Origin of the sequence: Streptomyces microflavus (assembly GCF_014650075.1) — a bacterium.
Classification (GTDB): domain Bacteria; phylum Actinomycetota; class Actinomycetes; order Streptomycetales; family Streptomycetaceae; genus Streptomyces; species Streptomyces microflavus.
Map to the genome: position 1 here is coordinate 352,606 of NZ_BMUG01000004.1, position 24,020 is coordinate 376,625.

Genomic DNA, 24,020 nt, shown 5'->3' on the forward strand with positions numbered 1-24,020 from the left:
TCGCGTGGCCCGCAACCACCTGGACCGGTGGCGCTGTGTGGGCGGACGCCATCGCCGTACACCGTCCCCCGTTCCTAGTCTCGTGCGCAGTCGATGCGGCGAGAGGGCTGACGTATGAGTGTGGACAAGGTGGTCGCCGACCCGGCGGACGCGGTCGCGGACGTGGCACCGGGGGCATCCCTGGCCGTCGGTGGATTCGGGCTCTGCGGTATCCCCGGAGTGCTGATCCACGCCCTGCTGGAGCGGGGCGCGGACGGGCTGCGGGTGGTGTCCAACAACTGCGGGGTGGACGACTGGGGCCTGGGGCTGCTGCTGCGGGAGGGGCTGATCTCCCGGATGACCAGCTCCTACGTGGGGGAGAACAAGGAGTTCGCCCGGCAGTACCTCCACGGCGAACTGGAGGTGGAGCTGGTCCCCCAGGGCACCCTGGCGGAGCGGCTGCGGGCCGGCGGCTCGGGCATCCCGGCGTTCTACACCCCGGCCGGTGCGGGCACCTGGATCGAGGAGGGCGGACTGCCCTGGCGGTACGGCGCCGACGGCTCGGTGGCCGTCGCCTCACCGCCCAAGGAGACGCGGGTCTTCGACGGCCGCGACCATCTCCTGGAGGAGGGCATCACCACCGACTTCGCCCTGGTCCGCGCGGCGGTGGGGGACCGGCACGGCAACCTCCGCTTCCACTCCTCGGCCCGCAACTTCAACCCACTGGCCGCGATGGCGGGGCGCGTCACCATCGCGGAGGTGGAGGAGCTGGTGGAGCCCGGCGAACTCACCCCCGACGACATCCATCTGCCCGGCATCTTCGTGCAACGGGTCGTCCCGGTGGAGCCCGGCGACCCGCGCGCGGAGAAGCGCGTGGAGCGCCGCACCGTACGCGTGGGGGCCTGACATGGCACTGACCCGTGAACAGCTGGCGGCCCGCGCCGCCCGGGAGCTGAGCGACGGCAGTTACGTGAACCTCGGCATCGGCCTGCCGACCCTGATTCCCAACTTCCTGCCCGAGGGCGTGGAGGTGGTGATCCAGTCGGAGAACGGGCTGCTGGGCGTCGGCCCGTACCCCGAGGAGACCGACGTCCTGCCCGATCTCATCAACGCGGGCAAGGAGACGGTGACCCTGCTGCCCGGGGCCTCCTGCGTCGACTCCGCGCTCTCCTTCGCGATGATCAGGGGAGGCCATATCGACGTGGCGGTCCTGGGGGCCATGCAGGTCTCCGCCTCCGGCGACCTGGCGAACTGGGTGATCCCCGGCAAGGTGGTCAAGGGGATGGGCGGGGCCATGGACCTCGTCCACGGGGCCCGGCACGTCATCGTGGTGATGGAACACACCGCGCGGGACGGTTCGCCGAAGCTGCTGGGGGAGTGCACGCTGCCCCTCACCGGGCGGGGCGTGGTGCACCGGGTCGTCACGGATCTCGCGGTGCTGGACATCACCGCCGAGGGGTTCCTGCTCCGGGAACTGGCGGACGGGGTGACGGTGGACGAGGTCCGGGGAGCCACGGGCGCCGAGTTGACCGTACGGCTGGCTTCCGACGCTCCGGCCGTACGCGTGTAGCAGTGGGGTGCGCGCTCCCGCAACGGGTGGCGGCGCCCCGTTCCGGGCCGGGTTGTGGCGCGCACCGCCATTACCCGGCCCACCGCGCGCTTCCTACGGTGACGGACCTCGGAGGCTCTGCGGGACAGGGCCGCCGGGGCCACGGGATCACGGGCGATCCCGTGCCGCCGCCCACGGGAGGTCACGTTGCCGTACGTCACGCCGTCGCACCCGGCACCATCACCACGAAGCAGGCCGCGACGCGGGGGCCGTTGGAGCCGCGCCGTCTCCGCGCTCGCCGCCGCGCTCACGCTCGCCATCGGAGCCGCGCTCATCCCTCAGGCCGCCGAGGCGCAGGCGGCAGTCACTCCGGCCGCTGTCGGGCCGGCCGCAGCTCCCCACGCCGCCCCGCGCGTTGCCGCCGCCCTCGAACGGGTCGCGAACTTCGGGGCCAACCCCGGCGCCCTCACCATGTACGTCCACCGCCCCGCCGCCCTGCCCGCGAACGCCCCCGTCGTCGTCGCCCTGCACGGCTGCACCCAGAGCGCACAGGTCTACGCCGACAACTCCGGGCTCGACACCTTCGCCGACCGGCACGGTTTCCTGGTCGTCTACGCCGAGACCACCACCGCCAACAACGCCAACAAGTGCTTCAACTGGTTCCAGCCGGGCGACACCCGGCGGGGCCAGGGCGAGGCCGCCTCGATCCGGCAGATGGTCGCCCACGCCACCACCGCGTACGGCACCGACCCGGCCCGCGCCCAGGTGACGGGCCTCTCGGCGGGCGGGGCGATGACCTCGGTCATGCTCGCCGCCTACCCCGAGGTGTTCGCCGCGGGTGCGGTGGTCGCCGGAATCCCGTACGGCTGCGGGGTCGACGTGGTCTCGGCGTTCAGCTGCATGAGCCCCGGCGCCGACCGCACCCCCGCCGCCTGGGCGCAGGCCGTCCGCGACGCGCACCCCGGGTTCGCCGGACCCTGGCCGAGGGTCGCGGTCTGGCACGGGGACAACGACGCGACGGTCGCCCCCAGGAACGCCGATGAACTCCGCGACCAGTGGACGGCGGTGCACGGCATCGGCCAGACCCCGTCCCGTACCTCCACGCTCGGCCCGAACAACACCCGCAGGAGCGAGTACGCAGCGGCCGGCGGACAGACCGCCGTCGAGGTCAACAAGGTGCCGGGCATCGGCCACGGCACCCCGGTCGCCCCCGGCGGCGGCCCCGAACAGTGCGGCGCCACCGGCACCCAGCACTTCATCGCCTCGATCTGCTCCAGCTACTGGATCACCGCCTTCTTCGGCCTCGACGGGTCGACGACCGAGCCACCGGTCGACCCGCCCACCGACCCGCCCACCCCGCCCGCCGCCTGCTGGACCGCGAGCAACTACGAGCACGTACGCACCGGCCGGGCCACCACCACCGGCGGCTATGTGTACGCGAAGGGCTCCGGCCAGAACCTCGGCCTCTACAACACCTTCGTGACCCACACCCTCAAGGAGTCCCCGGCGGGCCACTACACGATCGCCACCGGCTCCTGCCCCTGACCTGAAGGAGGTCCTCCCGATGCCACGCGCCCCGCAGAGACACCACCGCCGATGGCTCCGCCCCGCCGCCGTCGCCGCTGCCGCCCTGACGGCCTGGACGGCGGCCCCGTCCGCCGCCGCGCCCCTGCCCCCGGACGGCACCCGCCCCGCCCACTGCACCCGTATCGACGCGGCGAAGGTTCCGGGGGCGGCCCGCCAACAGGCCTCCTGCCTCGATGAGTTGACCACGGCGGGAACCGTCACCTCGGGCCACACCGACCCCGCCGACTGGGCGGGACTCACCCCGGAAGGGCTGGCCACCCCACGAGGCGTCCCGGGTATCCAGATCGACGGCTACTTCCCCGACACCTCCACCACCAACACCAACCACGGCTGGAACCACGACTCCCAGTTCGTCATCCGCCTCCCCGACCGCTGGAACGGCGGCCTGGTCGTCTCCGGCGCGCCGGGCGTGCGCGAGCAGTACGCCAACGACCGGGCCTTCGGGGACTGGGCGGTCTCCCAGGGCTACGCGTTCGCCGCCACCGACAAGGGCGCGACCGGCGCCGCCTTCCACCGCGACGGCAGGACCCCCGGCGACGCCCTCGCCGAGGGCAACCTCCGGGTCACCCAACTCACCCGCGCGGCCCGCCAGGTGGTCGCCCGCCGCTACCAGCGCCCGCCCTCCCGCACGCTGGCGATGGGCATGTCCAACGGCGGCTATCTGGTGCGCTGGCAGCTGGAGAACCACCCCGAGCTGTACGACGGGGGCGTCGACTGGGAAGGCACCCTCTGGCGCACCGAGGGACCCAACCTCCTCACCTTCCTGCCGCCCGCCCTGCGCCATTACCCCTCGTACGCGGCCGGGGGCGCGGGCGCGGAGCAGGCCCACCGGGCGATGAAGGCGGCGGGCTATCCGGCCGGTTCGGAGTTCCTCTGGCCCTTCCACCACCAGTACTACTGGGACCTCACCCAGCGGATCTACCGGGAGGAGCTGGACCCGGAGTTCGACGGGGCGACGGAGGCCGGGACGCCGTTCTGCGCACCGGGAACCCCGGCCTGCGACGCCGACTACGTCTACGCCCACCGGCCCGGGGAGGTCAGGAGGGCGGTCGCGAAGATCGCCCTGACCGGCCGTATCGGCAAGCCCCTGATCAGCTTCCACGGCACGTACGACGTCCTTCTGCCCATCTCCCGCAGCTCGGACGTCTACGCGCGGTTGGTGCGGCGGGAGGGCCGGAGCCACCTCCACCGGTACTACCGCGTGGAGGCCGGCACCCATGTGGACTCGCTCGCCGACGCCTTCCCCGGCCGGGTGCGCCCCCTGGTGCCGTGCCACCGTTCGGCGGCCACCGCACTGGAACGCTGGCTGGACGACGGCGTACGGCCCCCGTCGAGCCGCACGCTGAAGCTGCCCGAGGGAGCCGGCCCGGAGAAACTGCTCACCCACTGCCCGCTGAACGGTTAGACAGTGGTGGCGGCCGCCACACCGGCCGCCTCCACTGTGGCGGTCCGTGCCATGGGATGTCCGGCCGGGTATCTCTAGCGTTTCCGGCCATGACGAGCCAATTTCACGCAGCGCCCGGTCCCTCGGCGCAGGGTGCCGGAGCCGTGGACCTCAGCGGGCGCACCGCCCTGGTCACCGGTGGCGGCAGCGGCATCGGACGGGCCACCGCCGAGGCGCTCGCCGCGGCCGGTGCCCTCGTCCATGTGGCCGACCGCGACGCCGACGCCGCCAAGGCCGTCGCCGCCGCGACCGGTGGGGTGGCCCATGTCGTGGACCTCGCCGACGCGGAGGCGATCGGGACGCTGCCGAGGGCCGTGGACATCCTGGTCAACAACGCCGGGCTGCAGCACGTGGCGCCCATCGAGGACTTCCCGCCGGACCGGTTCGAACTGATCCAGAAGGTGATGCTGACCGCCCCGTTCCTCCTGATGCGGCACTGCCTCCCGCACATGTACGCCGGGGGCTGGGGCCGGCTGGTCAACGTCTCCAGCATGCACGGCCTGCGGGCCAGCCCCTTCAAGTCCGCCTACGTCGCCGCCAAGCACGGTCTGGAGGGGCTGAGCAAGGTGGCCGCCCTGGAGGGCGCCCCGCACGGGGTGACCAGCAACTGCGTCAACCCCGGTTACGTACGGACACCTCTGGTCGAGGGCCAGATCGCGGCCCAGGCCGCCGCGCACGGCATCCCCCGGGACGAGGTCGTCGCCGATGTCCTCCTGGACCGGTCCGCCATCAAGCGGCTGATCGAGCCCGAGGAGGTCGCCGCCGTCTGCGTCTGGCTCTGCGGCCCCCACACCTCGTACATCACCGGCTCTTCCCTCCCCGTCGACGGAGGCTGGGGCGCCCGCTGACCCCCCCACCCGCCTCCGGCCCCCACCGAAGCCGGGCGCACCACCCGCACCACCCCCGTACCACCCGCACCCCCGTCCCTGACAGACCTGCCAACGAAACGCGGTGACTCACCATGGGTTCCCCAACCTCCGCCCAGCCCTCCGCCCCGCCCGGCAACAGCCGCATCGGCCGGATCGTCGCGGCCAGCCTCGTCGGCACCACCATCGAGTGGTACGACTTCTTCCTCTACGGCTCGGCCGCCGCGCTTGTCTTCAACACGCTGTTCTTCCCCAGCAGCGACCCGCTCGTCGGCACCCTGCTGGCCTTCCTCACGTACGCGGTCGGCTTCGCCGCCCGTCCGCTCGGCGGCGTCGTCTTCGGCCACTACGGCGACAAGATCGGCCGCAAGAAGCTCCTGGTGATCAGCCTGCTCATGATGGGCGGGGCCACCTTCGCCATGGGCCTGCTGCCCACCCACGCGAGCATCGGCGTCTGGGCCCCGATCCTGCTGACGGTCCTGCGCCTGGTCCAGGGCTTCGCGCTCGGCGGCGAGTGGGGCGGCGCGGTGCTGCTCGTCTCCGAACACGGCGGCGACAAGCGGCGCGGCTTCTGGGCCTCCTGGCCGCAGGCCGGGGCCCCCGGCGGCAATCTGCTCGCGACCGGTGTCCTGGCGCTGCTCGCCACCGTCCAGTCCGACGAGACCTTCCTCGCCTGGGGCTGGCGCATCCCGTTCCTGCTCTCCGGTGTCCTCGTCATGATCGGTCTGTGGATCCGGATCTCTGTCGAGGAGTCCCCGGTCTTCCTGGAGGCGCAGAAGAAGGCGCAGGAGCAGGCCGCGGCGGGCGTCAAGGAACAGCCCCCGGTCGTCGAGGTGTTCCGCAAGAGCTGGCGCGAGGTGCTCCTCGCCATCGGCACCCGCTTCGGCGAGAACATCTCGTACTACATCCTCACCGCGTTCCTCCTCGTCTACGTGACCGTGCACCTGGAGATGTCCAAGAGCGACGCGCTGAACGCCGTACTGATCGGCTCGGCGGTTCACTTCGTCACCATCCCGCTGTGGGGCGCCCTCTCCGACCGGATCGGCCGACGCCCGGTCACCCTCATCGGCGCACTCGGCATGGCGGTCTGGGCCTTCGGCTTCTTCGCGCTGCTGGACACCAAGTCGTTCCCGGTGATCGTCCTGTCGGTCACCGTCGGCCTGCTGCTGCACGGGGCGATGTACGGGCCGCAGGCGGCCTTCATCTCCGAGATGTTCGACACGAAGGTCCGCTACTCCGGCGCCTCGATGGGCTCCCAGCTCGCCTCGATCATCGGCGGCGCGCTGGCCCCGCTCATCGCGGTCGAACTGCTCAAGGACTACCGCTCGTCCGTCCCGATCTCCTTCTACCTCTGCTTCGCCGCCCTGGTCACCGCGGTGACGGTGTGGATCGCGAAGGAGACCCGGGGCCGCGACCTGGCCAAGGACGGGCTGCACGGTTCGGTCCCGGCCGCGCCGGCGGCCACCCGCAAGGACTCGGTCACGCTCGGCGGCTGACCCGGCCCCCTCGCCGGCCGACCCCCTCCCGCGCTCCACTCCCTGAGGTGCGCGGGAGGGGCTGGGCCGTCCGAACCGCCCCTGGGAGGCGATCACCGTATGCTCACCGGCGTGACAGCCCCCGGCCCCCAGCACTCCGCGGCAGCCCTGCGCGGCCTTCTCGACCTGCTGGCCCAGGGCGCGGCGGCCGAGGAGTTCGACCGGCCCGCCGCCACCGCCCGGGAGGCGGACGCCCCCGCCGCCGAACTGGCCGAGATCGCCGAGGCCACCACCGTGGCGCTGCGCATCCGGCGCACCCTCAGCCAGCACCGGGTACGCGAGGCGCAGCTCACCGCCCTCTTCGACACGGCCAGCGACCTCGCGGCCCTGCGCGACCTGGACGCTGTCCTGCGGGCCATCGTGCACCGGGCCAAACTGCTGCTCGGCACCGACGTCACCTACCTCTCCCTCAACGACGACGCGGCGGGCGACACCTATATGCGGGTCACCGACGGATCGGTGGCCGAGGCGTTCCAGAAGGTGCGGCTCGGCATGGGCGAGGGGCTGGGCGGACTCGTCGCCCAGACGGCCCGCCCGTACGCCACCGGCGACTACCGGGCCGACACCCGCTTCCACCACACCACCACCATCGACAGCGCCGTCCTGGACGAGGGCCTCCGCGCGATCCTCGGCGTACCGCTGCGGCTGGGCAGCCGCATCATCGGAGTCCTGTACGCCGCCGACCGCGCACCCCGTGAGTTCACCGCCGGGGAGGTGGCGCTGCTCTCCTCGCTCGCCGACCACGCGGCGATCGCCATCGACGGCGCCCGGCTGCTGGAGGAGACCCGGGCCGCGCTCGTCGACCTCAACGCCGCCTCCGAGACCATCCGCACGCACAGCGAGGCGATGCGCCGCGCCGAGGAGGCCCACGACCAGCTCACCGATCTCGTCCTGCGCGGCGGCGGCGCCGACGACGTGGCCGCCGCCCTCGCCGACATCCTGGACGGCGGCATCCTCATCCACGACGCGGAGGGCGCCGAACTCGCCCGCGCCCGCACCGAACCGCAGCCCCCGCCCACCCCCGCGGTCGCCGCCTCCCGGGCCCGGGGCCGGGCCGTCCCTCTCAACGGCACCTGGGTCTGCGCGGTCCTCGCGGGGCCCGAACTCCTCGGCTCCATCGCGCTGACCGGCCGGGCGGGCCTCGCCGACGCCGACCGGCTGCTGTTCGAGCGGGCCAGCGTGGTGACCGCGCTCCTGATGCTGCTGCGCCGCTCGGTCGCCGAGACGGAGGACCGGGTACGGGGCGAGCTGCTCGGCGACCTGCTCTCGCGCACCGGCGACCCGGGCACCCTGACCGCCCGGGCCCGCCGCCTCGGCGTCGACCTGGGCCGCCTGCACAGCGTGTTCGTGGCCCACAGCGAGGTGGCCCCCCGGCACCGTCTGCTCGCGGCGGCCGCCCGCAGCGCGCAGACCCGCAACGGCCTGGCCGGTCTCCACCACGACCACGTCGTCCTGGTCGCCCCTTCCGACGCCCCGGGCCCCGACGCCCAGGCGCTCGCCGCCGAACTGGCCCAGGCGGCCGGCTGCCCCGTCACCGTCGGCGCGGCGGGCCCCGCCACAGGGCCGGCCGAACTCCCCGGCGCCCACAGCGAGGCCGACCGCTGCCTCGCCGCCCTGCGCGCGCTCGGCCACACGGGGAGCGGCGGGGCCATCGCGGACCTGGGCTTCATCGGCGTACTCCTGGGCGACCAGGCCGACCTGGGCGGGTACGTGCGCCGGACGCTGGGCCCCGTGCTCGACTACGACCGGGCGCGCTCCACCGACCTCGTCACCACCCTGGACGTCTACTTCGCCCAGGGAGCGAGCCTCACCCGGACCAAGACCCTGCTCCACGTCCACGTGAACACGGTGGTGCAGCGCCTGGAACGCATCGGCCGCCTCCTCGGCCCGGACTGGAACGAGCCGCCACGCACGCTGGAGATCCAGCTGGCGCTGAGGCTGCACCGCCTGACGCAGGGTCTGTGACGGACCCCGGCGCACCGTTACGCGGAGGGGGCGTAGCGGCCGGCCCGCTCACCCAACCGACTGCCCAGGGCCATGATCCGCAGGGCGCGTTCCGTGGCGTCGGCGAGGAACTCGCCGCTGCGGCCGATCGCCTCCACCAGGGTCATCGGCGCGGGCAGGATCGCGCTGTACGCGTCCACGCCCACCGCCCGGACGTCCTGCGCGCCCGGCCCGATCGTCCCGGCCAGCACCAGGACGGGCACCCCGGACGCCTGGGCGCGGCGGGCGACCTCCGCCGGGATCTTCCCCCGGACGGTCTGGTGGTCGAGCGCCCCCTCCGCGGTGATCACGAAGTCGGCACGGGCCAGCCGGGCGTCGAGGTCGAGGCCGTCGAGCAGGACGTCGTACCGGGGGAGGAGCCGCGCGCCCACGGCCGCCAGCCCGGCTCCGAGACCGCCGGACGCACCTGTGCCGGGGGCCGTACGCAGGTCGAGCGGAACGCCGGTCGCGAGGGCCGGGGCCGGTGCCGGTGCCGGTGCCGGTTCGGGTCCCGGTTCGGGTCCCGGTCCCGGTCCCGGTCCCGGTCCCGGTTCGGGTTCCGGGGCGAAGGCCGGTGCGTGGTCCCGGTTCAGGGCCGGGAGGAGGTCCCGGGTGAGGACGGCGGCCCACCGCTCCAGCCCCGCGGAGAGCAGCTCCACCTCCGCCGGGGTCGCCCCCTTCTGCGGCCCGAACACCCGGGCCACCCCGCGCTTCCCGCACAGCACGTTGTACGGGTTGCAGGCCACCAGCAGTTCGGCACCGGCCAGCCGGCGGTCGAGCCCGGACGGGTCGATGTGCTCCAGTTCGTGAAGTGCCCCGCCGCCCCTGCGGAGTTCACGGCCGTGGCGGTCGGTCAGCCGGGCCCCGAGCGCCTGGAGCGCACCGGCGCCCCCGTCCGACGTACCGGAGTCGCCGCAGCCGATCAGGATGCGCCGGGCGCCCGCGTCCAGGGCCGCCCGGATCAGTTCGCCGACGCCGTACGTGGTCGTCGCGCCCGGGTGGCGCAGGCCCGGCGGCACCAGGGCGAGCCCGGCGACGGCCGCCATCTCCACAACGGCGGTGAGCGGCCCGGGTGTTGTGCCGCCGCCGCCCAGCAGCGCGAAGTGCGAGGGGACGGGGTCCCCGACCGGCCCGGTCGCGGTGCACGGGACCAGCCGCCCGCCACCCGCCAGGGCCAGCGCCTCCGCAGTGCCCTCGCCCCCGTCCACCAGGGGGATCAGGTCGAGGTCGGCGTCGGGGATCACCCGCCGCACACCGACGGCGATGGCCTCGGCGACCCGGGCGGCGGAGAGGGACTCCTTGAACCCGCTGGGGGCGATGGCGATGCGGTGGGTCATGGCTGGGGCCTTTCGTTTGGATCAGGTCGGGTCAGGGAGCGGGGTCCGGTGCGTGCAGCTGCAAGGCGGAGGATTGAGGCAACGCGGAGCGTTGGTGATTGACGACAACGCCGCAGATGTGCGTGCCGGGGCCCGCGAGCCCCGGCATGGTCCAAACGAAAGGCCCTAGGTCTCCAGGAGGACGGGCACGCCGAGCAGCGGCCAGACGGTGAGGGCGAAGGCGAGGACGAGGGCCGCGGTGAGCGGGGCGAGGAAGGCGGACAGCCGCAGCAGGTCGCGCGGGGTGTAGGTCGGGGTGCCGGGCACGTCCGCGAAGAGGGCGACCGGCTTGGCCGAGGAGGGCAGCGTGTGGCAGAACCCGGCGGCCGCCGTGGAGGCGAGCGCCGCCGCGACCGGGTTGACGCCCGCCCCGATCGCCGCCGCGACCACCAGCGGGACGAGCACCGAGGACCGGGCGGAGCGCGACTGGAGGGCCAGATGGGCGGCCGTACTGACGACGACCACCCCGGCGAGGAACAGCCAGGGGGGCGTGGAAGCCCCCAGGGGTATCCACCCCACCAGCCAGCTCGCCGCACCCGAGTCGGAGAGGGCGACGCCCATCGCCATGGTGGCGGCCATGAACAGCAGCAGCGGCCAGGGGACCGTGCGCAGGCCGTCCTTGAAGCGGACCGTCCCCAGCGCGGGCGAGGTCGCCACGAGCGCGCCGATGAGGGCGACCACGGCGGGCGACACCCCGTGCAGCGGTTCGCTGCACCACAGCAGGACCACCGTCGCGAGCAGGAGCAGGCACCGGGACTCCGCCGGGGTGAACGGTCCCTCGACGGCCGTCTCGGCATGCTCCTGGATCTGCGCCGCCGTGATCTTCACCGGGCCCGTGCGGTCGGCCCGCCGGGTGGTGGTCAACAGCACCAGTTCGGCGGCGAGATGGGAGGAGACGACGGCCAGCGGCAGCCCGAGGACGAGCCACTGCACGAAGCCCAGCCGCTCCCCGGTCTGTTCCCAGAGCACCCCGACGGTGATCAGATGGGCCCCCGCGCCGATCAGGGTCGCGACGGCGGACAGCAGGATGACGGTCGGGAAGAGCAGCGCCAGCATCACCACCAGACGGGCGCGTTCGCGCAGGGCGGCGGCCAGCGCCAGGAACACCGGGAGGGCGAGGGCGGCCCGGCCCGAGGTGGCCGGCACGGCGAACGCGGTGACGACGAGTCCGGCCGTGGTCAGATGCACCAGCTGGCGCACGGTCCGAGCCCCGCCGACCAGGAACACGGCGGCCCGGCCGGCCAGACCGGTCCGGGTCACGGCGGCGGCCAGGACGAAGGCGCAGATCAGCAGCCACACCGTCTCGTCGCCGAGGGCGGCGAAGAGGGTCTCACTGCTGATCACCCCCGTCACGGTCAGCGCCAGGCCCGCCCCGAGCGCGACGTAGGCGTCGTCCACCGGGGTGGCGATCCAGGCGGCGGTGGCCAGGGCGAAGACGGCGAGGGCGAGCCGCCCGTCGGCACTGAGGCCGGGGGCGGCGCCGGGGACGGCGAGGAGAGCGCAGAGCCCGAGGACGGCACAGAGGCCGAGGGTCTGCCGGAGAGGGAGAGGCACGGTGTACAGCCTCTGAAGGCGCGGTGAGCAGCCGATGAGCCGCCGGTGAAAGGCTTTTCATCAGGCCGCCGTATGCCGCATCCGGGGCTCGGGCCCACCGTACGCCGGAGCCCCGGCTCAGGGCAGCCGGTACCCCATCCCCCGTACCGTCTCCAGCCGCTCCGCCCCCAGCTTCCGGCGCAGCGCACGGACGTACACGTCCACGATGTTGGAGCCCGGGTCGAAGTCGTACCCCCACACATGGGAGAGGATCTGCTCGCGCGAGAGGACCTGCCCGGGGTGGCGCAGGAACATCTCAAGCAGCACGAACTCCCGTGCCGTCAGGTCCACCGTCCGCTCGTCGGCGCGGGCCCGGCGCGTCCGCAGGTCCAGGGCGAGGCTGCCGCTGCGCAACAGGGTGACCTCGGGGGCGCGTCCGGCCGTGCGTTGGCGCAGCCGTACCCGGGCGAGCAGTTCCTCGAACCGGAACGGCTTCGTCATCCAGTCGTCGGCCCCGCCCTCCAGACCCGCCACCGTGTCCCGCACGGAATCCCGGGCGGTGAGCACGATGACCGGCAGGGTGACCCGCGCCTCGCGCAGCTCACGCAGGACGGTGAAGCCGTCCCGCCCCGGCAGGCCGATGTCCAGCAGCATCAGGTCGAACGCGCCGGTCAGCGCATGTCCCAGCGCCATGTCCCCGTCGTCGGCGACGACCGTCGTGAAGCCGTTGGCGCGCAGCCCCTTCTGGACGAACGAGGCGATGCGCTCCTCGTCCTCGGCGATCAGAATGCGGTTCATGAGTCCGTCTCCAGGATGAGTACGAAGGTGGCTCCGCCGCCTTCGGTCCGGCGTAGTTCGACGCGGCCGTGGTGGCCCTCCGCGATGGCCTTGACGATGGCGAGGCCGAGCCCCGCGCCGCTGGTGCGGGCCCCGCGGCGGGAGGTGCCCCGGCGGAACCGCTCGAAGATCACCTCGGCGTCCTCCGCCGGAATCCCGGGCCCGTGGTCGGCGACGTACAACTCGACGCGCTCGCCCTCGGCCCGTGAGCCGATACGGATGCGCTGGCCAGGCACGGTGTGCTGGACGGCGTTCTGCGCGAGCTGGACCATCGCCTGTGTCATCCGCTGCGGATCCAGCCGCACTTCGAGGTCCGCGACCCCGTCGAGCACCCAGTCCCGCTCGCCGAGGGTCCGCACCTTGACGAACACGTCGGCGGTCAGCTCCGCGACCTGGACGGGCTCCGGGCGCACGAAGTCGGGCCGTTCGGCCCCCGCGAGCAGGAGCAGGTCCTCCACGATGCGGCTCATCCGGTCCAGCTCGTCCGTGACCAGCCGTACCGTCTCCTCCCGGTCCGCCGGATCGTCGCCCATCAGCTCCAGATGGCCCCGGACGATGGTGATGGGGGTGCGCAGCTCGTGCCCGGCGTCGTCCACGAAGACCCGCTGCGCGGCGAACGCCCGCTCCAGCCGGTCCAGCATCCCGTTGAACGTCTCGGCGAGGGCCGCGATGTCGTCCCGCCCCGCCACCGGGATACGCCGGGTGAGGTCCTGCTCGGTCAGCTCCGCCGCCGTCGTCCGGACGAGCCGGACGGGCGCCAGGATGCGCCCGGCGACGGCCCAGCCGATCCCGGTCGTCATCAGCAGCGCCACCCCCGACAGGCTGAGCAGCGTCCAGAACGTCTTGTCGGCGACGGCCCGTTCCCGCTCCGGGTGGAACGCGACGACGAACGCACCGGGCTGCCCTCCGCCGGCCGGCCCGATGGCGACCTTGGCCCAGCGCAGTTCACCCTGCGGGCGCTGCAGGGTCCCGAAGGAGCGCTCTGAGGCATGGATCCGGGTGAGCGCCGCACCGTCCTGCCAGAGGGCGGTGTGCCCGGGGAGATCGCGCCGCTGCCGGATGACGGCGGGCTCGGCGCCGGGCGGCCCGGTCAGGCCCAGCAGCTCCTCGTCGGGGTCCGCGTACTGCCGCTGCAGATAGACGCGGAGCAGCCGGTCCGGATCGTCGAACCTGCCGCCGGTGTCCGGATCCACCCCCTGCGGCACGAAGTTCGCGAACTCGCCGGTCTCCTGGGTGAGCAGCTGGCTGGTGCGGTGGTCCACGTCCCGCTGGAGGATCGAGCGCACGGTCACGGCGACCGCGCCCAGCGCGACCGCCATGACGACGAGCAGCCACAGCAGGATCCGTACCCGGGCGGAAACCCTCGGCAGGCTAACCGTCATCACCGAGGTCGTCGTCATCGTCGTCATCCCCATCGGCCGCCGAGGGCCCCGGAACGACGTCATCACCGGTGGAGGACGGCGACGACGGCGACGACGGGGAGGCGGGCGCCGACGGAGAGGCGGACGGCCCGGGTGTGGGAGTACCGCCCGGACGCTCGTCGAGCTGTACGGCGGGGGGCACCTTCGGCGCTTCGGGCGTGTCCGTCATGGCATAGCTGGTGGCCGCTATGCCCAGCGGTACGGCGACGACGGCCGCCAGGGCCGCCAGACGAGGAGAGAAAGCCATACCCCCACCCTGGTCGCGCCGGGCGGAGCGGACATGAAGCCCAGATGAACATTCCTTCATCCGGGGCGGCCGAAAGGAACCTACCGGGGAACTGTCCTGCGGCCGCGACCAATCAATTCTGTGAGCGGCTCCGAATGGACGACATCAGCAATCGAACGTCGTTCCGGTTCTGCGCCGGGACTTCCGGAAGGGGATGCGTCTTCGTGATAGCCCGCCGTACAACTCGCCTCGCCGCACTGTTCGTCCTGCCCGCCGCGCTCACCCTCGGAGTGGCCGCACCCGCCCTGGCTCACGAGGGGCACCCCGCCGGCACCACGAAGGCGGCCGAGGGCGACACGTACCAGATCGACCTGGAGCAGCTGAACGACTCCGGTGCCAGTGGTGCCGCACTGGTCAGCCTGGAGGGCGACAAGCTGACGGTGAAGATCGAGGCCCAGGGGCTGGTCCCCGGCCAGCCGCACGCGCAGCACATCCACGGTTCCACCGACGGCCATGACTTCCGCTGCCCGGACAAGAGCGCGGACAAGGACGGGGACGGCATCGTCACGACCGCCGAGGGGCTGCCGACGTACGGGGACATCAACATCTCCCTGACCACCAAGGGCGACACGTCCAAGGACAGCGGCCTCGCGGTGGACCGGATGCCCGTCGCGGACAAGAACGGCAAGCTGACCTACTCGCGGACCATCACCGTCTCGCAGGACGTGGCGGACCACCTCAAGGACCTGCACGTCGTGCAGCACGGCATCGACCGGAACAACGACGGGAAGTACGACTTCGGCGCGGGCAAGAGCGAACTCGACCCGAAGCTGCCCCAGGAGGCCACCGCCCCCGCCAACTGCGGCATGGTCAAGGGCGCCGCGGTCGGCTCCATGCCGGTGGGCGGTGTCGAGACCGGCGGCGGGACCACCCGGGGCGTGGAGTCGCCGGGCCTCCTCGCCGCCGGCGGCGCGGCCGTCCTCGCGGCCGGCGGACTGTTCGCGGTACGCCGCCGGACGCGGACCACGGACGCCGGTCACAACGTCTGACCTCGGGCTCCGCACCTGATCGACGACCCGTCACGGCCGAGCACAGGGAACAGGGAAAGGTGAAGCGATGGACAGGGCACCCGACGAGGACCCGCCCCGCAGTTCGCCCTGGCGGCGCCGGGTCCCCCTCGTCGCCATCGCCGCCCTGCTCCTGACGGGCGGGCTGCTGCTGGCGCTGGGAACCGCCCGGCAACAGCCCGCCCCGCCTCCCGCGGCCGACAAGGGCACCCGGCCCACCGCCCCGCACTCACCGACACCCTCCACCGAGCCGCAGGCAAGGGCGCTACCGCCCTCCCGCCCCGTCAGCATCACGATCCCGTCCATCGAGGTCACCTCCGACCTCGAACAGCTAGGGCTGGGCAAGAACCGCGCCATGGAGACGCCGAAGGATCCGGTGAAGGCCGGCTGGTACCGCCCCGGAGCCACCCCCGGCGCGATCGGCCCCTCGGTGATCGCCGGGCATGTCACCTGGGACGGATCACCGGCGGTGTTCTTCGAGCTCACCGAACTCGAACCCGGTGACCGCATCGAGGTGAGGCGCGCGGACGGCCGGACGGCGGAGTTCACCGTCGACCGGACCGCCACCTACCCCAAGGACGACTTCCCCACGGTCGAGGTCTACCGCAACCTCGACCACGCCGGCCTCCGTCTGATCACCTGCGGCGGCAGCTTCTCCCAGAAGAACAGCCGCTACGCAGACAACGTGGTGGTCTACGCAACCCTGACCGGCCACCAGGGCAGCTGACTCGGCGGGCTGTTGCTCAGCGCTGCTGGTCGAGGGGAAGCGCGAGGTCGGTGACCTGCCGGCGCTGCGGGAACGCGCCGAGATCTCGGGCGGCCCCGGTGAGCACGTCGACCGCGTACAGACGCGCGGCACCGGCGGTGTTCAAGGTGGCGAAGCCCTGGTTGGTGCCGTGCTTCGGGGAGAAGTAGATGTCGAAGCCGGCGTCCGGGCCCGCGTCCACGCCGAGGTTCCCGGTCGGGGCAAGAGTGCCGGCGTTGGCGGGCGACTGCAGGGAGACCCGGTCGGCCATGGCGTCGACGTCGAACAGGGTCGTCGCGGTCGCGGCGTTGAGGTCATTGTTGGTGTAGGCGGCACCGGTGACGCCCATCGCGGTGGAGGGCGGCGTGGTGGGGTTGGTGAGCGTGCCGTCGGTGGTGGTGCCGAGGGGAGCGGCACCGTCGTCGATGTTGTGCCGCAGGTTCTGCCCGGTGTTGCTGATGACGCGGAGCCGGTTGGCGGCGGGGTTGAAGTCGACGCCGAACTGCCTGCCGGAGAGGGCGACGGTGAGCTGGGAGACCTTCACGGCCCTGGCGTTGGTGGTGTCGAGGGTGTAGACGCCGCCCTTGTCGCCGACGCCGTAGAGCTTCTCGTTCTGCACGCGGAAGTCGATGCCCACGACCTTGGTGTCCCCGCGCAGCCCGGACACCTTCCCGATGGCCGAGGCCCCGGCGGGCCGGTCGACGGCGAACGCGACCAATCGCTGGTCGGCGGTCAGCCCGATGGCGGTGAGCGCCTTGGTTCCTCGGTGGTTCATGTCGTGTCCGTCGCGTCCGTCCGCGGATGCCAGGGCCGGCACGGAGAGGGCGGCGGCCACGGCGACGGAGACGGCGATGACGGTCCTGCTTCTACGCATGACGCTCCAGGGGAAGTGTGGTGACTCGCGAGGAATTCGCGAGCGGGTTCACGACGGGATTCGGAGCCCAGGAGCGCGCGGATGGGTCGAATCCCGGAAGTCACCCCATTGGAGTCATGAACCGGGCGGAGACGGCATGCACGGGGTGCGCGGCTCCGGCGTCACAGGCGGGGGCCGGTCGACGGAGCCTCCGAACTCCCCTGCCTTCCAGTGGTGTTGGGCTGCCCCCGGCTATTGGTGATGCCCACTGGACGCCCTGCGGCAGGCACGTTCCCGATGAGCGCGTGACGCCGGAAGTGCGAATTCCCGCCCACCCTCTTCTTGCGAATGGCTTGCAGTAAGAGGGGTTTTCCTCTTTTGGCCCAATGGTCGGCGGCTGTGTCGGCGTAGATTTTCGTGGAACGTCCAACTCGCATATTCGCCGGTCCCACCGGCCTTTTCACCCTTTGTGGACCGCGTGGCCGACCCGAGGAACCGCCCGGGGTGTGCACACGACGGAGCAACGGCGTGCTTGTCTACGGCTGCGCAGTGCTTGCGTGACAGCGGGACCGGGTTCTGACCCCACCCCGCTGATCCCCCTTTCCCGGCCGGCCCGGCCAGTGCGAGACGTCTCGCCGCAGGGCCGAGTGCCATCCCATCAGCCCACCCCCTGGCCACCGCATGCCCTCAGGCATGCCAGGCAGGGGAGTCAGCAGACAGAAGGAATACCGTGAAGGATTCCCAAGCCAGGCCCCGCTCACGACGCGTCCTGGACCGGTCCCTGCTCGTACTCGGTGCCACCACCCTGGCCGCAGGACTCGGAGCGATGACCCTCGCCCCGGGCCTCAGCGCGGCCTCCAGCCACCGCGAGGCGCCCCTGATCGCCGGTGATCCGCGGGCGGACAACACCGACGTGTACGCGTTCACCAGCCCCGACAAGGCCGACACCGTCACGATGGTGGCTAACTGGATCCCGATGGAGGAGCCCAACGGCGGGCCGAACTTCTACGCCTTCGGCGACGACCTGCGCTACAACATCAAGGTCGACAACAACGGTGACGGGTCCGCCGACGTCACGTACAGCTGGCGCTTCCGCGGCAGCTACCGCGACGACGCGAACCAGTTCCTCTACAACACCGGCCAGGTCACCTCACTGAACGACCCGGACCTGAACTACCGCCAGGTCTACGACCTCGTCGTCACCACCGGAGGAAAGAGCCGGACCCTCCTGTCGGGCGTACCGGCCGCCCCGTCCCGCACCGGCCAGGCGTCGATGCCCGACTACGCGGCCCTGCGCAAGCAGGCGACCCTCGGTCTGCCGGGCGGCGGCAAGACGTACGCGGGCCAGGCCGAGGACCCGTTCTTCGCCGACCTCCGCGTCTTCGACCTCCTCTACGGCGGCGACCTGAGCGAGCGGGGTCAGGACACCCTGGCCGGCTACAACGTCAACACCATCGCGATCCAGGTCCCCAAGAAGCAGCTCGCCCTCAGGGGCAACGCCTCCCGCAACCCGGTCATCGGCGTGTGGTCGACCACCGAGCGCGGCGGCGTCACCCTCAACGACTCCCGGGACAAGGGCGCCACGAAGCAGTGGAAGCAGGTTTCCCGCCTCGGGAACCCGCTGGTCAACGAGGTCGTCGTCCCGCTGAAGTTCAAGGACGCCTTCAACACCCTCAACCCCAGCCAGGACCGTACCGTCCAGCCCGTCGTCGACAAGGTGTACGACCCGATCCTGCCCAAGCTCATCCAGCAGGTCTACGGCGTCCCGGCCCCCAAGACCCCCCGCAACGACCTCGCCGAGATCTACCTGACCGGTATCTGCAAGGCCTGCGGTCCGATCAAGGCCGACCTGAACGCACACCGCCTCAACAAGGACGCGCCGCTCAAGAAGATCGTCCCGGCGGAGGAGCTGCGCCTGAACATGGCGGTGCCGCCCACCGCGAGGCCCCAGCGCCTCGGAGTGCTCGCAGGCGACCTGGCCGGCTTCCCGAACGGGCGCCGCCTCGCCGACGACGTCATCGACATCTCGCTCCAGGCCGTCGAGGGCGCCGCCCAGACCGGTGTGCTCGTCCCCGCGCTCGCGGACGGCGACAAGGTCGACACGAACGAGGTCCCGTTCGGCACCTCGTTCCCGTACGTCGCGCTGCCGCACACCAAGAACGTGAACCGCGGCCCCGGCGCGGCCGGCCGCAACGCCGAGCAGACCTCGACGGAGAACACCGCGGCGAGCCGGGCCATGGAGCCCACCCACGCGGCGGCGCTCGCCGGGGCCGGCGCGCTCCTCCTCGGCGTCGGCGGCTTCCGCCTCCGCCGCCGCGGCAAGGACAGCTGAACCGGCTGTAGCAGGAGACGTACCGAGGCCACGAAGGACGGCTGAACAGGCCGCGGCAGGAAGCGGATCGAGGCCACGAAGGTGTCCGGGCCGGGGAGTACCGCCCCCGGCCCGGACACCGGCACCACCGAACCATGGGGAGGACCCTTTTCGTGCACCCGGACCACACCGCACCCACGTCCACGCCACCGCCCGCCCCCTCCCGGGGCGGCCGGCGGCTGCGGAGCATCGCGGTCACCCTGGCCCTGGGCGCGGCGATGTTCGCCGCCGGCGCGGTCCTGCTGACCCCTGACGACAGCACCGCCCCCCGCCCGGCGGGCCACGGTCAGCCAGCGGGCGCGACCCGCGGGCCGATCGAAGCGCTCCAGGCCCGGGTGGCCCGGCTGCCGAAGGATCCGGGCGGCTGGGCCGCCCTGGGAATGGCCTACGTCCAGCAGGCGCGCACCACCGCCGACCCGGCCACCTACGACCGGGCCGAACAGGCGCTGCGGACCTCGCTCTCCGTACAGAGCGAGGACAACACGGACGCGGAGACCGCCATGGGCGCCCTGGCCGCGGCCCACCACGACTTCCCCGCCGCGCTGCGCTGGGCCCGCAAGGCAACCACCAGCGGCCCCTACAGCTCCTCCGCCCACGGAGTCCTCGCCGACGCCTACACCCAGTTGGGCCGTTACGGCGAAGCCGACGAGGCCGTCCAGAAGATGGTGGACCTGCGCCCGGACGCCGCCTCCCTCGCCCGCGCCTCCTACACCTTCGAGCTCAAAGGGGACACCGACCGGGCCCGCGCCCTGATGCGGCGATCCCTGGCGGCGGCGGCCACCCCGGCCGACACGGCGTTCGCCCACACCGTCCTGGCATCCCTGGACCTCCAGGACGCCGACCCCCGGGCAGCCCTGGCCGAGACGCGGACCGGGCTCAGGGCCGCCCCCGACGATCCGGCGCTCCTGGAGACCCGGGCCCGCGCCCACCTGGCACGGGGCGACACCACCCGGGCCGTCGCCGACTACCGGGCAGCCGTCGCGATCGCCCCCCTGCCGCACCACCTGCTGGGCCTGGGCGAACTCGAACAGTCTCTGGGGAACGGCAAACAGGCCGAAGAGAGTTACGCCCTCCTACGCGCCCAGGACCGCATCCGGGAAGCCGCTGGCGACCCGGCGGACACCGACGCGATCCTCTTCGAAGCCGATCACGGCAACCCGAGAAGAGCCGTCACCCTGGCCGAACAGACCCTGCGCATCCGCCCCTTCGTCGCCGTTCACGACGCGTACGCCTGGGCCCTGCACCGAGCGGGCCGGGATACCGAAGCCCTCGCCCAGGCCGACGAAGCCCTGGCCCTGGGCACCCGCAGCGCGCTCTTCCACTACCACCGTGCCGCCATCCACCAAGCCCTCGGCGATCCCGGGGCGGCCCGCCGCGACCTGACCGAAGCGCTGCGCGAGCCGGGCTTCCACCCCCTGCACGCCGACGCCGCCCGTGACCTGCTCCAGCGAATCGACACGACACCATGAACCCCACCCTGCGCCGAGCCCTCACCACCATGACCCTCGCCGTCCTCGCGAGCACAGTGTCCGCCCCTGCGGCCACGGCCCACCCCCTGGGCAACTTCAGCGTCAACCACCACACGGGCCTCGTCCTTCGGCCCGACCGGATCGACGCCCGGGTCGTGGTCGACCGCGCGGAGATCTCAGCCCTCCAGGAACGCCCGGCCGTCGACTCCGACCAGGACGGCACGATCAGCGACACAGAGGCGCGCGCCCACGCCGAGCGAACCTGTTCCGACCTGAGCCGGCAGCTCCGCCTGAGTGTGGGCGGCACACGGGCGAACTGGAGGCAGTCCTCGGCCACTCTGGTGTACGAGAACGGGGAAGCGGGCCTCAGGACCAGCCGCCTCACCTGCGCCATGACCGCCCCGGCCGATCTCACCGAACCCACCGGCATCCGAGCGGAATCGCACTACGACACCGAGCGCATCGGCTGGCACGAGATGACCGCCACGGGCCAGGGCGTCCGGATCACCCAGGCCGACGTACCGGCAACCTCCACCACCCGCGAGCTGCGCCGGTACCCGCAGGACCCCCTCGCCTCCCCGCTCGACCAGCGCACGGCAGCCCTGCGCAGCGAGCCCGGACAGGGGGCGGGGGTCCTCCCGGCGGTGGCGGCGGACCTCCCCGGCGCGGGCGTGGTCAGCGAGGTACTCGCCAAGGTCACCGGCGCCTTCGACGCGCTGGTCGGGGCCCGCGAGATCACCCTCCCCGTAGGACTGCTGGCCCTGCTCCTGGCGCTCGTCCTCGGGGCGTCCCACGCGGCGATGCCCGGCCACGGCAAGACCATCATGGCCGCCTACCTGGCGGGCCGCCGAGGCACCAGGCGAGACGCCGTCACCGTCGGCGCCACCGTCACCCTCACCCACACGGCAGGAGTCCTCGTCCTCGGCCTCGCGCTGCCGGTCTCCACCCATCTGGCAGGTGAAGGCGTCCTGTTGTGGCTCGGCGCCGCCAGCGGCCTCCTGGTCACCGGCATCGGCCTCTGGCTCCTCCTGGGCGCGGTCCGGGGCAGGCCGCAACACAACCACCATCACCACGGCCACGGCGACATCGGCCACCACCACGATCACGGCCACCACCACAGCCACGATCACGGCCACGACCGTCCACACAACCACCACGGGCCCGCCGCACAGGTGCCCACGCCCGCCGGCCCGCCATCCGGGGAGCTCCGGGGCAACTCCACGGTCGCGACCCTCGCCCCACCGGACCACGACCACCACGACCCGCCAGGCACATCAACGGCTCCCGAGAAGGCCCGGCGCACAAGCAGGACCGGCCTCATCGGCATGGGCATCGCGGGCGGCCTGGTCCCCAGCCCCTCCGCCCTCGTCGTGCTCCTGGGGGCCGTAGCCCTGGGACGTACGGCCTTCGGCGTGCTCCTCGTCATCGGCTACGGACTCGGCATGGCCGCCACGCTCACCCTCGCCGGCCTTCTCCTCGTCCGCCTGCGCGAACGGATCGAGAGCCACGACCGGGCCAGGACCCTCCGCCACCACCCCCTGCTCAGGAAGCTGGTGCGGACCGGCCCCGTCATCACCTCGCTCCTCGTCGTAGCCGTCGGCCTCGGCCTGACCCTGCGGGGAGCGACGGGGAGCGGCTAGCTCCGGTGCAGGGCCTACGGGCTCAGCACTCGATGATGTTCACCGCGAGCCCGCCCCGAGCCGTCTCCTTGTACTTCACGCTCATGTCGGCGCCCGTCTCCTTCATGGTCTTGATGACCTTGTCCAGGGAGACCTTGTGGCTGCCGTCCCCCCGCAGCGCCATCTTCGCGGCCGTCACCGCCTTCACCGCCGCCATGCCGTTGCGCTCGATGCACGGGATCTGGACGAGCCCGCCGACCGGGTCGCAGGTCAGGCCCAGGTTGTGCTCCATGCCGATCTCGGCGGCGTTCTCCACCTGCTCGGGGGAGCCGCCCAGGACCTCGGCCAGGGCGCCGGCCGCCATCGAGCAGGCCGAGCCGACCTCGCCCTGGCAGCCGACCTCGGCGCCGGAGATGGAGGCGTTCTCCTTGAAGAGCAGGCCGATGGCGCCGGCGGCGAGGAGGAAGCGGACGACGCTGTCCTCCTTCTCCGCCTCGGTGCAGCCGTGGGCCGCGAAGTTCATGTAGTAGTGCAGGACGGCCGGGATGATGCCGGCCGCGCCGTTCGTGGGGGCGGTGACCACGCGGCCGCCCGCCGCGTTCTCCTCGTTGACCGCCATCGCGTAGAGGGTGATCCACTCCATCGCGTGGGCCTGCGGGTCGCCCTCGGCGCGCAGCTGGCGGGCCGAGTTCGCGGCGCGGCGGCGGACCTTGAGGCCGCCGGGGAGGATGCCCTCGCGGGACATGCCGCGCGAGACGCAGGCCTGCATGACCCGCCAGATGTCCAGCAGCCCTGAGCGGATCTCCGCCTCGGTGCGCCAGGCCAGCTCGTTCTCCAGCATCATCTGTGAGATGGAGAGGCCGGTCTCGCGGGCCATGCGCAGCAGCTCGTCGCCGGTGCGGAAGGGGTGCCGCAGGACCGTGTCGTCAGGGACGATCGGGTTCTCGCCGGCCACCGCGTCCTCGTCCACGACGAAGCCGCCGCCGACCGAGTAGTACGTCTTCTCCAGGACCGGGGCGCCCTCGGTGTCGTACGCGAAGATCGTCATCCCGTTGGCGTGGTACGGGAGCGCCTTGCGGCGGTGCAGGATCAGGTCGTCGTCGAAGGCGAAGGCGATCTCGTGCATGCCGAGCAGGTTGATCCGGCCGGTGGAGCGGATCTCCTCGACCCGGGCGTCGGCCGTCTCCACGTTCACGGTCTGGGGCGCCTCGCCCTCCAGGCCGAGCAGGACCGCCTTGGGGGTGCCGTGGCCGTGGCCGGTCGCGCCGAGGGAGCCGTACAGCTCGGCCCGTATCGAGGCGGTGTGCGCGATCAGCCCCTCGTTCTTCAGGCGGCGCGCGAACATCCGGGCGGCCCGCATCGGGCCCACCGTGTGGGAGCTGGACGGGCCGATGCCGACCGAGAAGAGGTCGAAGACCGAGATGGCCACGGGAGTACTCCTTGGGGTTGGAAGACGCCGTTGTCTGCCTGGGTGGTGCGGGAAACGGGCCAGGTGGTGCGGTACGGGCCGGGGTGGGGCCCGCGGTGCAAGTGGGGCAAGCGGGGCAAAGGGTGGAGCGG

19 protein-coding genes are annotated in these 24,020 nt (G+C 72.6%); 12 read left to right on the forward strand and 7 right to left on the reverse strand.

Annotated features, from left to right (window positions below; translation table 11 throughout):
• Positions 1-114: 114 nt before the first annotated feature.
• The 7 genes from IE264_RS13835 to IE264_RS13865 all read left to right on the forward strand — a co-directional run bounded on the left by IE264_RS13835 (position 115) and on the right by IE264_RS13865 (position 8,925).
• Positions 115-885: a CoA transferase subunit A gene (locus tag IE264_RS13835; protein WP_032757580.1), complete on the forward strand. Its 771-nt coding sequence runs from the start codon at positions 115-117 to the stop codon at positions 883-885.
• A 1-nt stretch (position 886) separates the two neighbouring features.
• The gene (locus IE264_RS13840) at positions 887-1,549 is read left to right on the forward strand and encodes a 3-oxoacid CoA-transferase subunit B (protein ID WP_032757579.1); all 663 of its coding nucleotides are present in this window, start codon (positions 887-889) and stop codon (positions 1,547-1,549) included.
• Between the two features lie 186 nt (positions 1,550-1,735).
• Complete coding sequence (locus IE264_RS13845; protein ID WP_032757578.1) at positions 1,736-3,073, forward strand: extracellular catalytic domain type 1 short-chain-length polyhydroxyalkanoate depolymerase; 1,338 nt, start codon at positions 1,736-1,738, stop codon at positions 3,071-3,073.
• Between the two features lie 19 nt (positions 3,074-3,092).
• A complete protein-coding gene (locus IE264_RS13850) occupies positions 3,093-4,520 on the forward strand; it encodes a 3-hydroxybutyrate oligomer hydrolase family protein (RefSeq protein ID WP_032757577.1) in 1,428 nt (475 codons plus the stop codon).
• A gap of 89 nt (positions 4,521-4,609) precedes the next feature.
• A complete protein-coding gene (locus IE264_RS13855) occupies positions 4,610-5,407 on the forward strand; it encodes a 3-hydroxybutyrate dehydrogenase (RefSeq protein WP_051821841.1) in 798 nt (265 codons plus the stop codon).
• 113 nt (positions 5,408-5,520) lie between these two features.
• Entirely contained in the window at positions 5,521-6,921 is a 1,401-nt protein-coding gene (locus IE264_RS13860) for an MFS transporter (protein ID WP_032757575.1), read from the forward strand.
• Between the two features lie 99 nt (positions 6,922-7,020).
• Complete coding sequence (locus tag IE264_RS13865) at positions 7,021-8,925, forward strand: helix-turn-helix domain-containing protein (RefSeq protein ID WP_032757574.1); 1,905 nt, start codon at positions 7,021-7,023, stop codon at positions 8,923-8,925.
• Positions 8,926-8,942: 17 nt separating this feature from the next.
• Here IE264_RS13865 and IE264_RS13870 read toward each other — a convergent pair whose 3' ends face one another.
• The 5 genes from IE264_RS13870 to IE264_RS13890 form a co-directional block, all read right to left on the reverse strand.
• Positions 8,943-10,280, reverse strand: a complete 1,338-nt coding sequence (locus IE264_RS13870) for a glycerate kinase family protein (protein ID WP_032757572.1) — start codon at positions 10,278-10,280, stop codon at positions 8,943-8,945.
• 165 nt (positions 10,281-10,445) lie between these two features.
• Positions 10,446-11,873 (reverse strand): SLC13 family permease, encoded by a 1,428-nt coding sequence (locus tag IE264_RS13875; protein ID WP_032757570.1) that lies wholly within the window; start codon positions 11,871-11,873, stop codon positions 10,446-10,448.
• Positions 11,874-11,990: 117 nt separating this feature from the next.
• Entirely contained in the window at positions 11,991-12,650 is a 660-nt protein-coding gene (locus IE264_RS13880; RefSeq protein WP_015611523.1) for a response regulator transcription factor, read from the reverse strand.
• Positions 12,647-14,089, reverse strand: a complete 1,443-nt coding sequence (locus IE264_RS13885; RefSeq protein ID WP_051821844.1) for a sensor histidine kinase — start codon at positions 14,087-14,089, stop codon at positions 12,647-12,649. Before IE264_RS13885 ends, IE264_RS13880 begins: the two co-directional genes overlap by 4 nt.
• The gene (locus tag IE264_RS13890) at positions 14,061-14,357 is read right to left on the reverse strand and encodes a small hydrophilic protein (protein ID WP_078657478.1); all 297 of its coding nucleotides are present in this window, start codon (positions 14,355-14,357) and stop codon (positions 14,061-14,063) included. The genes IE264_RS13885 and IE264_RS13890 overlap by 29 nt, the downstream gene beginning before the upstream one ends.
• Before the next feature lie 203 nt (positions 14,358-14,560).
• Between IE264_RS13890 and IE264_RS13895 the strand changes: the two genes are divergently transcribed.
• Both IE264_RS13895 and IE264_RS13900 read left to right on the forward strand, forming a co-directional pair.
• Positions 14,561-15,385 carry a GVDTG sorting domain-containing protein gene (locus IE264_RS13895; RefSeq protein ID WP_032757568.1) on the forward strand — a complete coding sequence of 275 codons (825 nt, stop codon included), beginning with the start codon at positions 14,561-14,563 and terminating at the stop codon, positions 15,383-15,385.
• Between the two features lie 67 nt (positions 15,386-15,452).
• The gene (locus IE264_RS13900) at positions 15,453-16,130 is read left to right on the forward strand and encodes a class F sortase (RefSeq protein ID WP_032757566.1); all 678 of its coding nucleotides are present in this window, start codon (positions 15,453-15,455) and stop codon (positions 16,128-16,130) included.
• 16 nt (positions 16,131-16,146) lie between these two features.
• Here the strand turns inward: IE264_RS13900 and IE264_RS13905 are convergent, their stop codons facing one another.
• Entirely contained in the window at positions 16,147-17,022 is an 876-nt protein-coding gene (locus IE264_RS13905; protein ID WP_032757565.1) for a DUF4394 domain-containing protein, read from the reverse strand.
• 709 nt (positions 17,023-17,731) lie between these two features.
• On the opposite strand from IE264_RS13905, the gene IE264_RS13910 reads away from it, so the two are divergent.
• The 3 genes from IE264_RS13910 to IE264_RS13920 all read left to right on the forward strand — a co-directional run bounded on the left by IE264_RS13910 (position 17,732) and on the right by IE264_RS13920 (position 22,481).
• Complete coding sequence (locus IE264_RS13910) at positions 17,732-19,333, forward strand: DUF4331 domain-containing protein (protein WP_032757564.1); 1,602 nt, start codon at positions 17,732-17,734, stop codon at positions 19,331-19,333.
• 152 nt (positions 19,334-19,485) lie between these two features.
• Positions 19,486-20,841 carry a tetratricopeptide repeat protein gene (locus IE264_RS13915; protein ID WP_032757563.1) on the forward strand — a complete coding sequence of 452 codons (1,356 nt, stop codon included), beginning with the start codon at positions 19,486-19,488 and terminating at the stop codon, positions 20,839-20,841.
• A complete protein-coding gene (locus IE264_RS13920; protein ID WP_078657477.1) occupies positions 20,838-22,481 on the forward strand; it encodes a nickel/cobalt transporter in 1,644 nt (547 codons plus the stop codon). The genes IE264_RS13915 and IE264_RS13920 overlap by 4 nt, the downstream gene beginning before the upstream one ends.
• A gap of 22 nt (positions 22,482-22,503) precedes the next feature.
• Here IE264_RS13920 and IE264_RS13925 read toward each other — a convergent pair whose 3' ends face one another.
• Positions 22,504-23,889: an L-serine ammonia-lyase gene (locus IE264_RS13925; RefSeq protein ID WP_015611531.1), complete on the reverse strand. Its 1,386-nt coding sequence runs from the start codon at positions 23,887-23,889 to the stop codon at positions 22,504-22,506.
• Positions 23,890-24,020 lie beyond the last annotated feature (131 nt).

Bases quoted from the DNA above. Each gene is read 5' to 3' on its own strand.
- IE264_RS13835 (WP_032757580.1), top strand. From the start codon at position 115: ATGAGTGTGGACAAGGTGGTCGCCGACCCGGCGGACGCGGTCGCGGAC.
- IE264_RS13840 (WP_032757579.1), top strand. From the start codon at position 887: ATGGCACTGACCCGTGAACAGCTGGCGGCCCGCGCCGCCCGGGAGCTG.
- IE264_RS13850 (WP_032757577.1), top strand. From the start codon at position 3,093: ATGCCACGCGCCCCGCAGAGACACCACCGCCGATGGCTCCGCCCCGCC.
- IE264_RS13855 (WP_051821841.1), top strand. From the start codon at position 4,610: ATGACGAGCCAATTTCACGCAGCGCCCGGTCCCTCGGCGCAGGGTGCC.
- IE264_RS13860 (WP_032757575.1), top strand. From the start codon at position 5,521: ATGGGTTCCCCAACCTCCGCCCAGCCCTCCGCCCCGCCCGGCAACAGC.
- IE264_RS13865 (WP_032757574.1), top strand. From the start codon at position 7,021: ATGCTCACCGGCGTGACAGCCCCCGGCCCCCAGCACTCCGCGGCAGCC.
- IE264_RS13870 (WP_032757572.1), bottom strand. From the start codon at position 10,280: ATGACCCACCGCATCGCCATCGCCCCCAGCGGGTTCAAGGAGTCCCTC.
- IE264_RS13880 (WP_015611523.1), bottom strand. From the start codon at position 12,650: ATGAACCGCATTCTGATCGCCGAGGACGAGGAGCGCATCGCCTCGTTC.
- IE264_RS13885 (WP_051821844.1), bottom strand. From the start codon at position 14,089: ATGACGACGACCTCGGTGATGACGGTTAGCCTGCCGAGGGTTTCCGCC.
- IE264_RS13890 (WP_078657478.1), bottom strand. From the start codon at position 14,357: ATGGCTTTCTCTCCTCGTCTGGCGGCCCTGGCGGCCGTCGTCGCCGTA.
- IE264_RS13900 (WP_032757566.1), top strand. From the start codon at position 15,453: ATGGACAGGGCACCCGACGAGGACCCGCCCCGCAGTTCGCCCTGGCGG.
- IE264_RS13905 (WP_032757565.1), bottom strand. From the start codon at position 17,022: ATGCGTAGAAGCAGGACCGTCATCGCCGTCTCCGTCGCCGTGGCCGCC.
- IE264_RS13920 (WP_078657477.1), top strand. From the start codon at position 20,838: ATGAACCCCACCCTGCGCCGAGCCCTCACCACCATGACCCTCGCCGTC.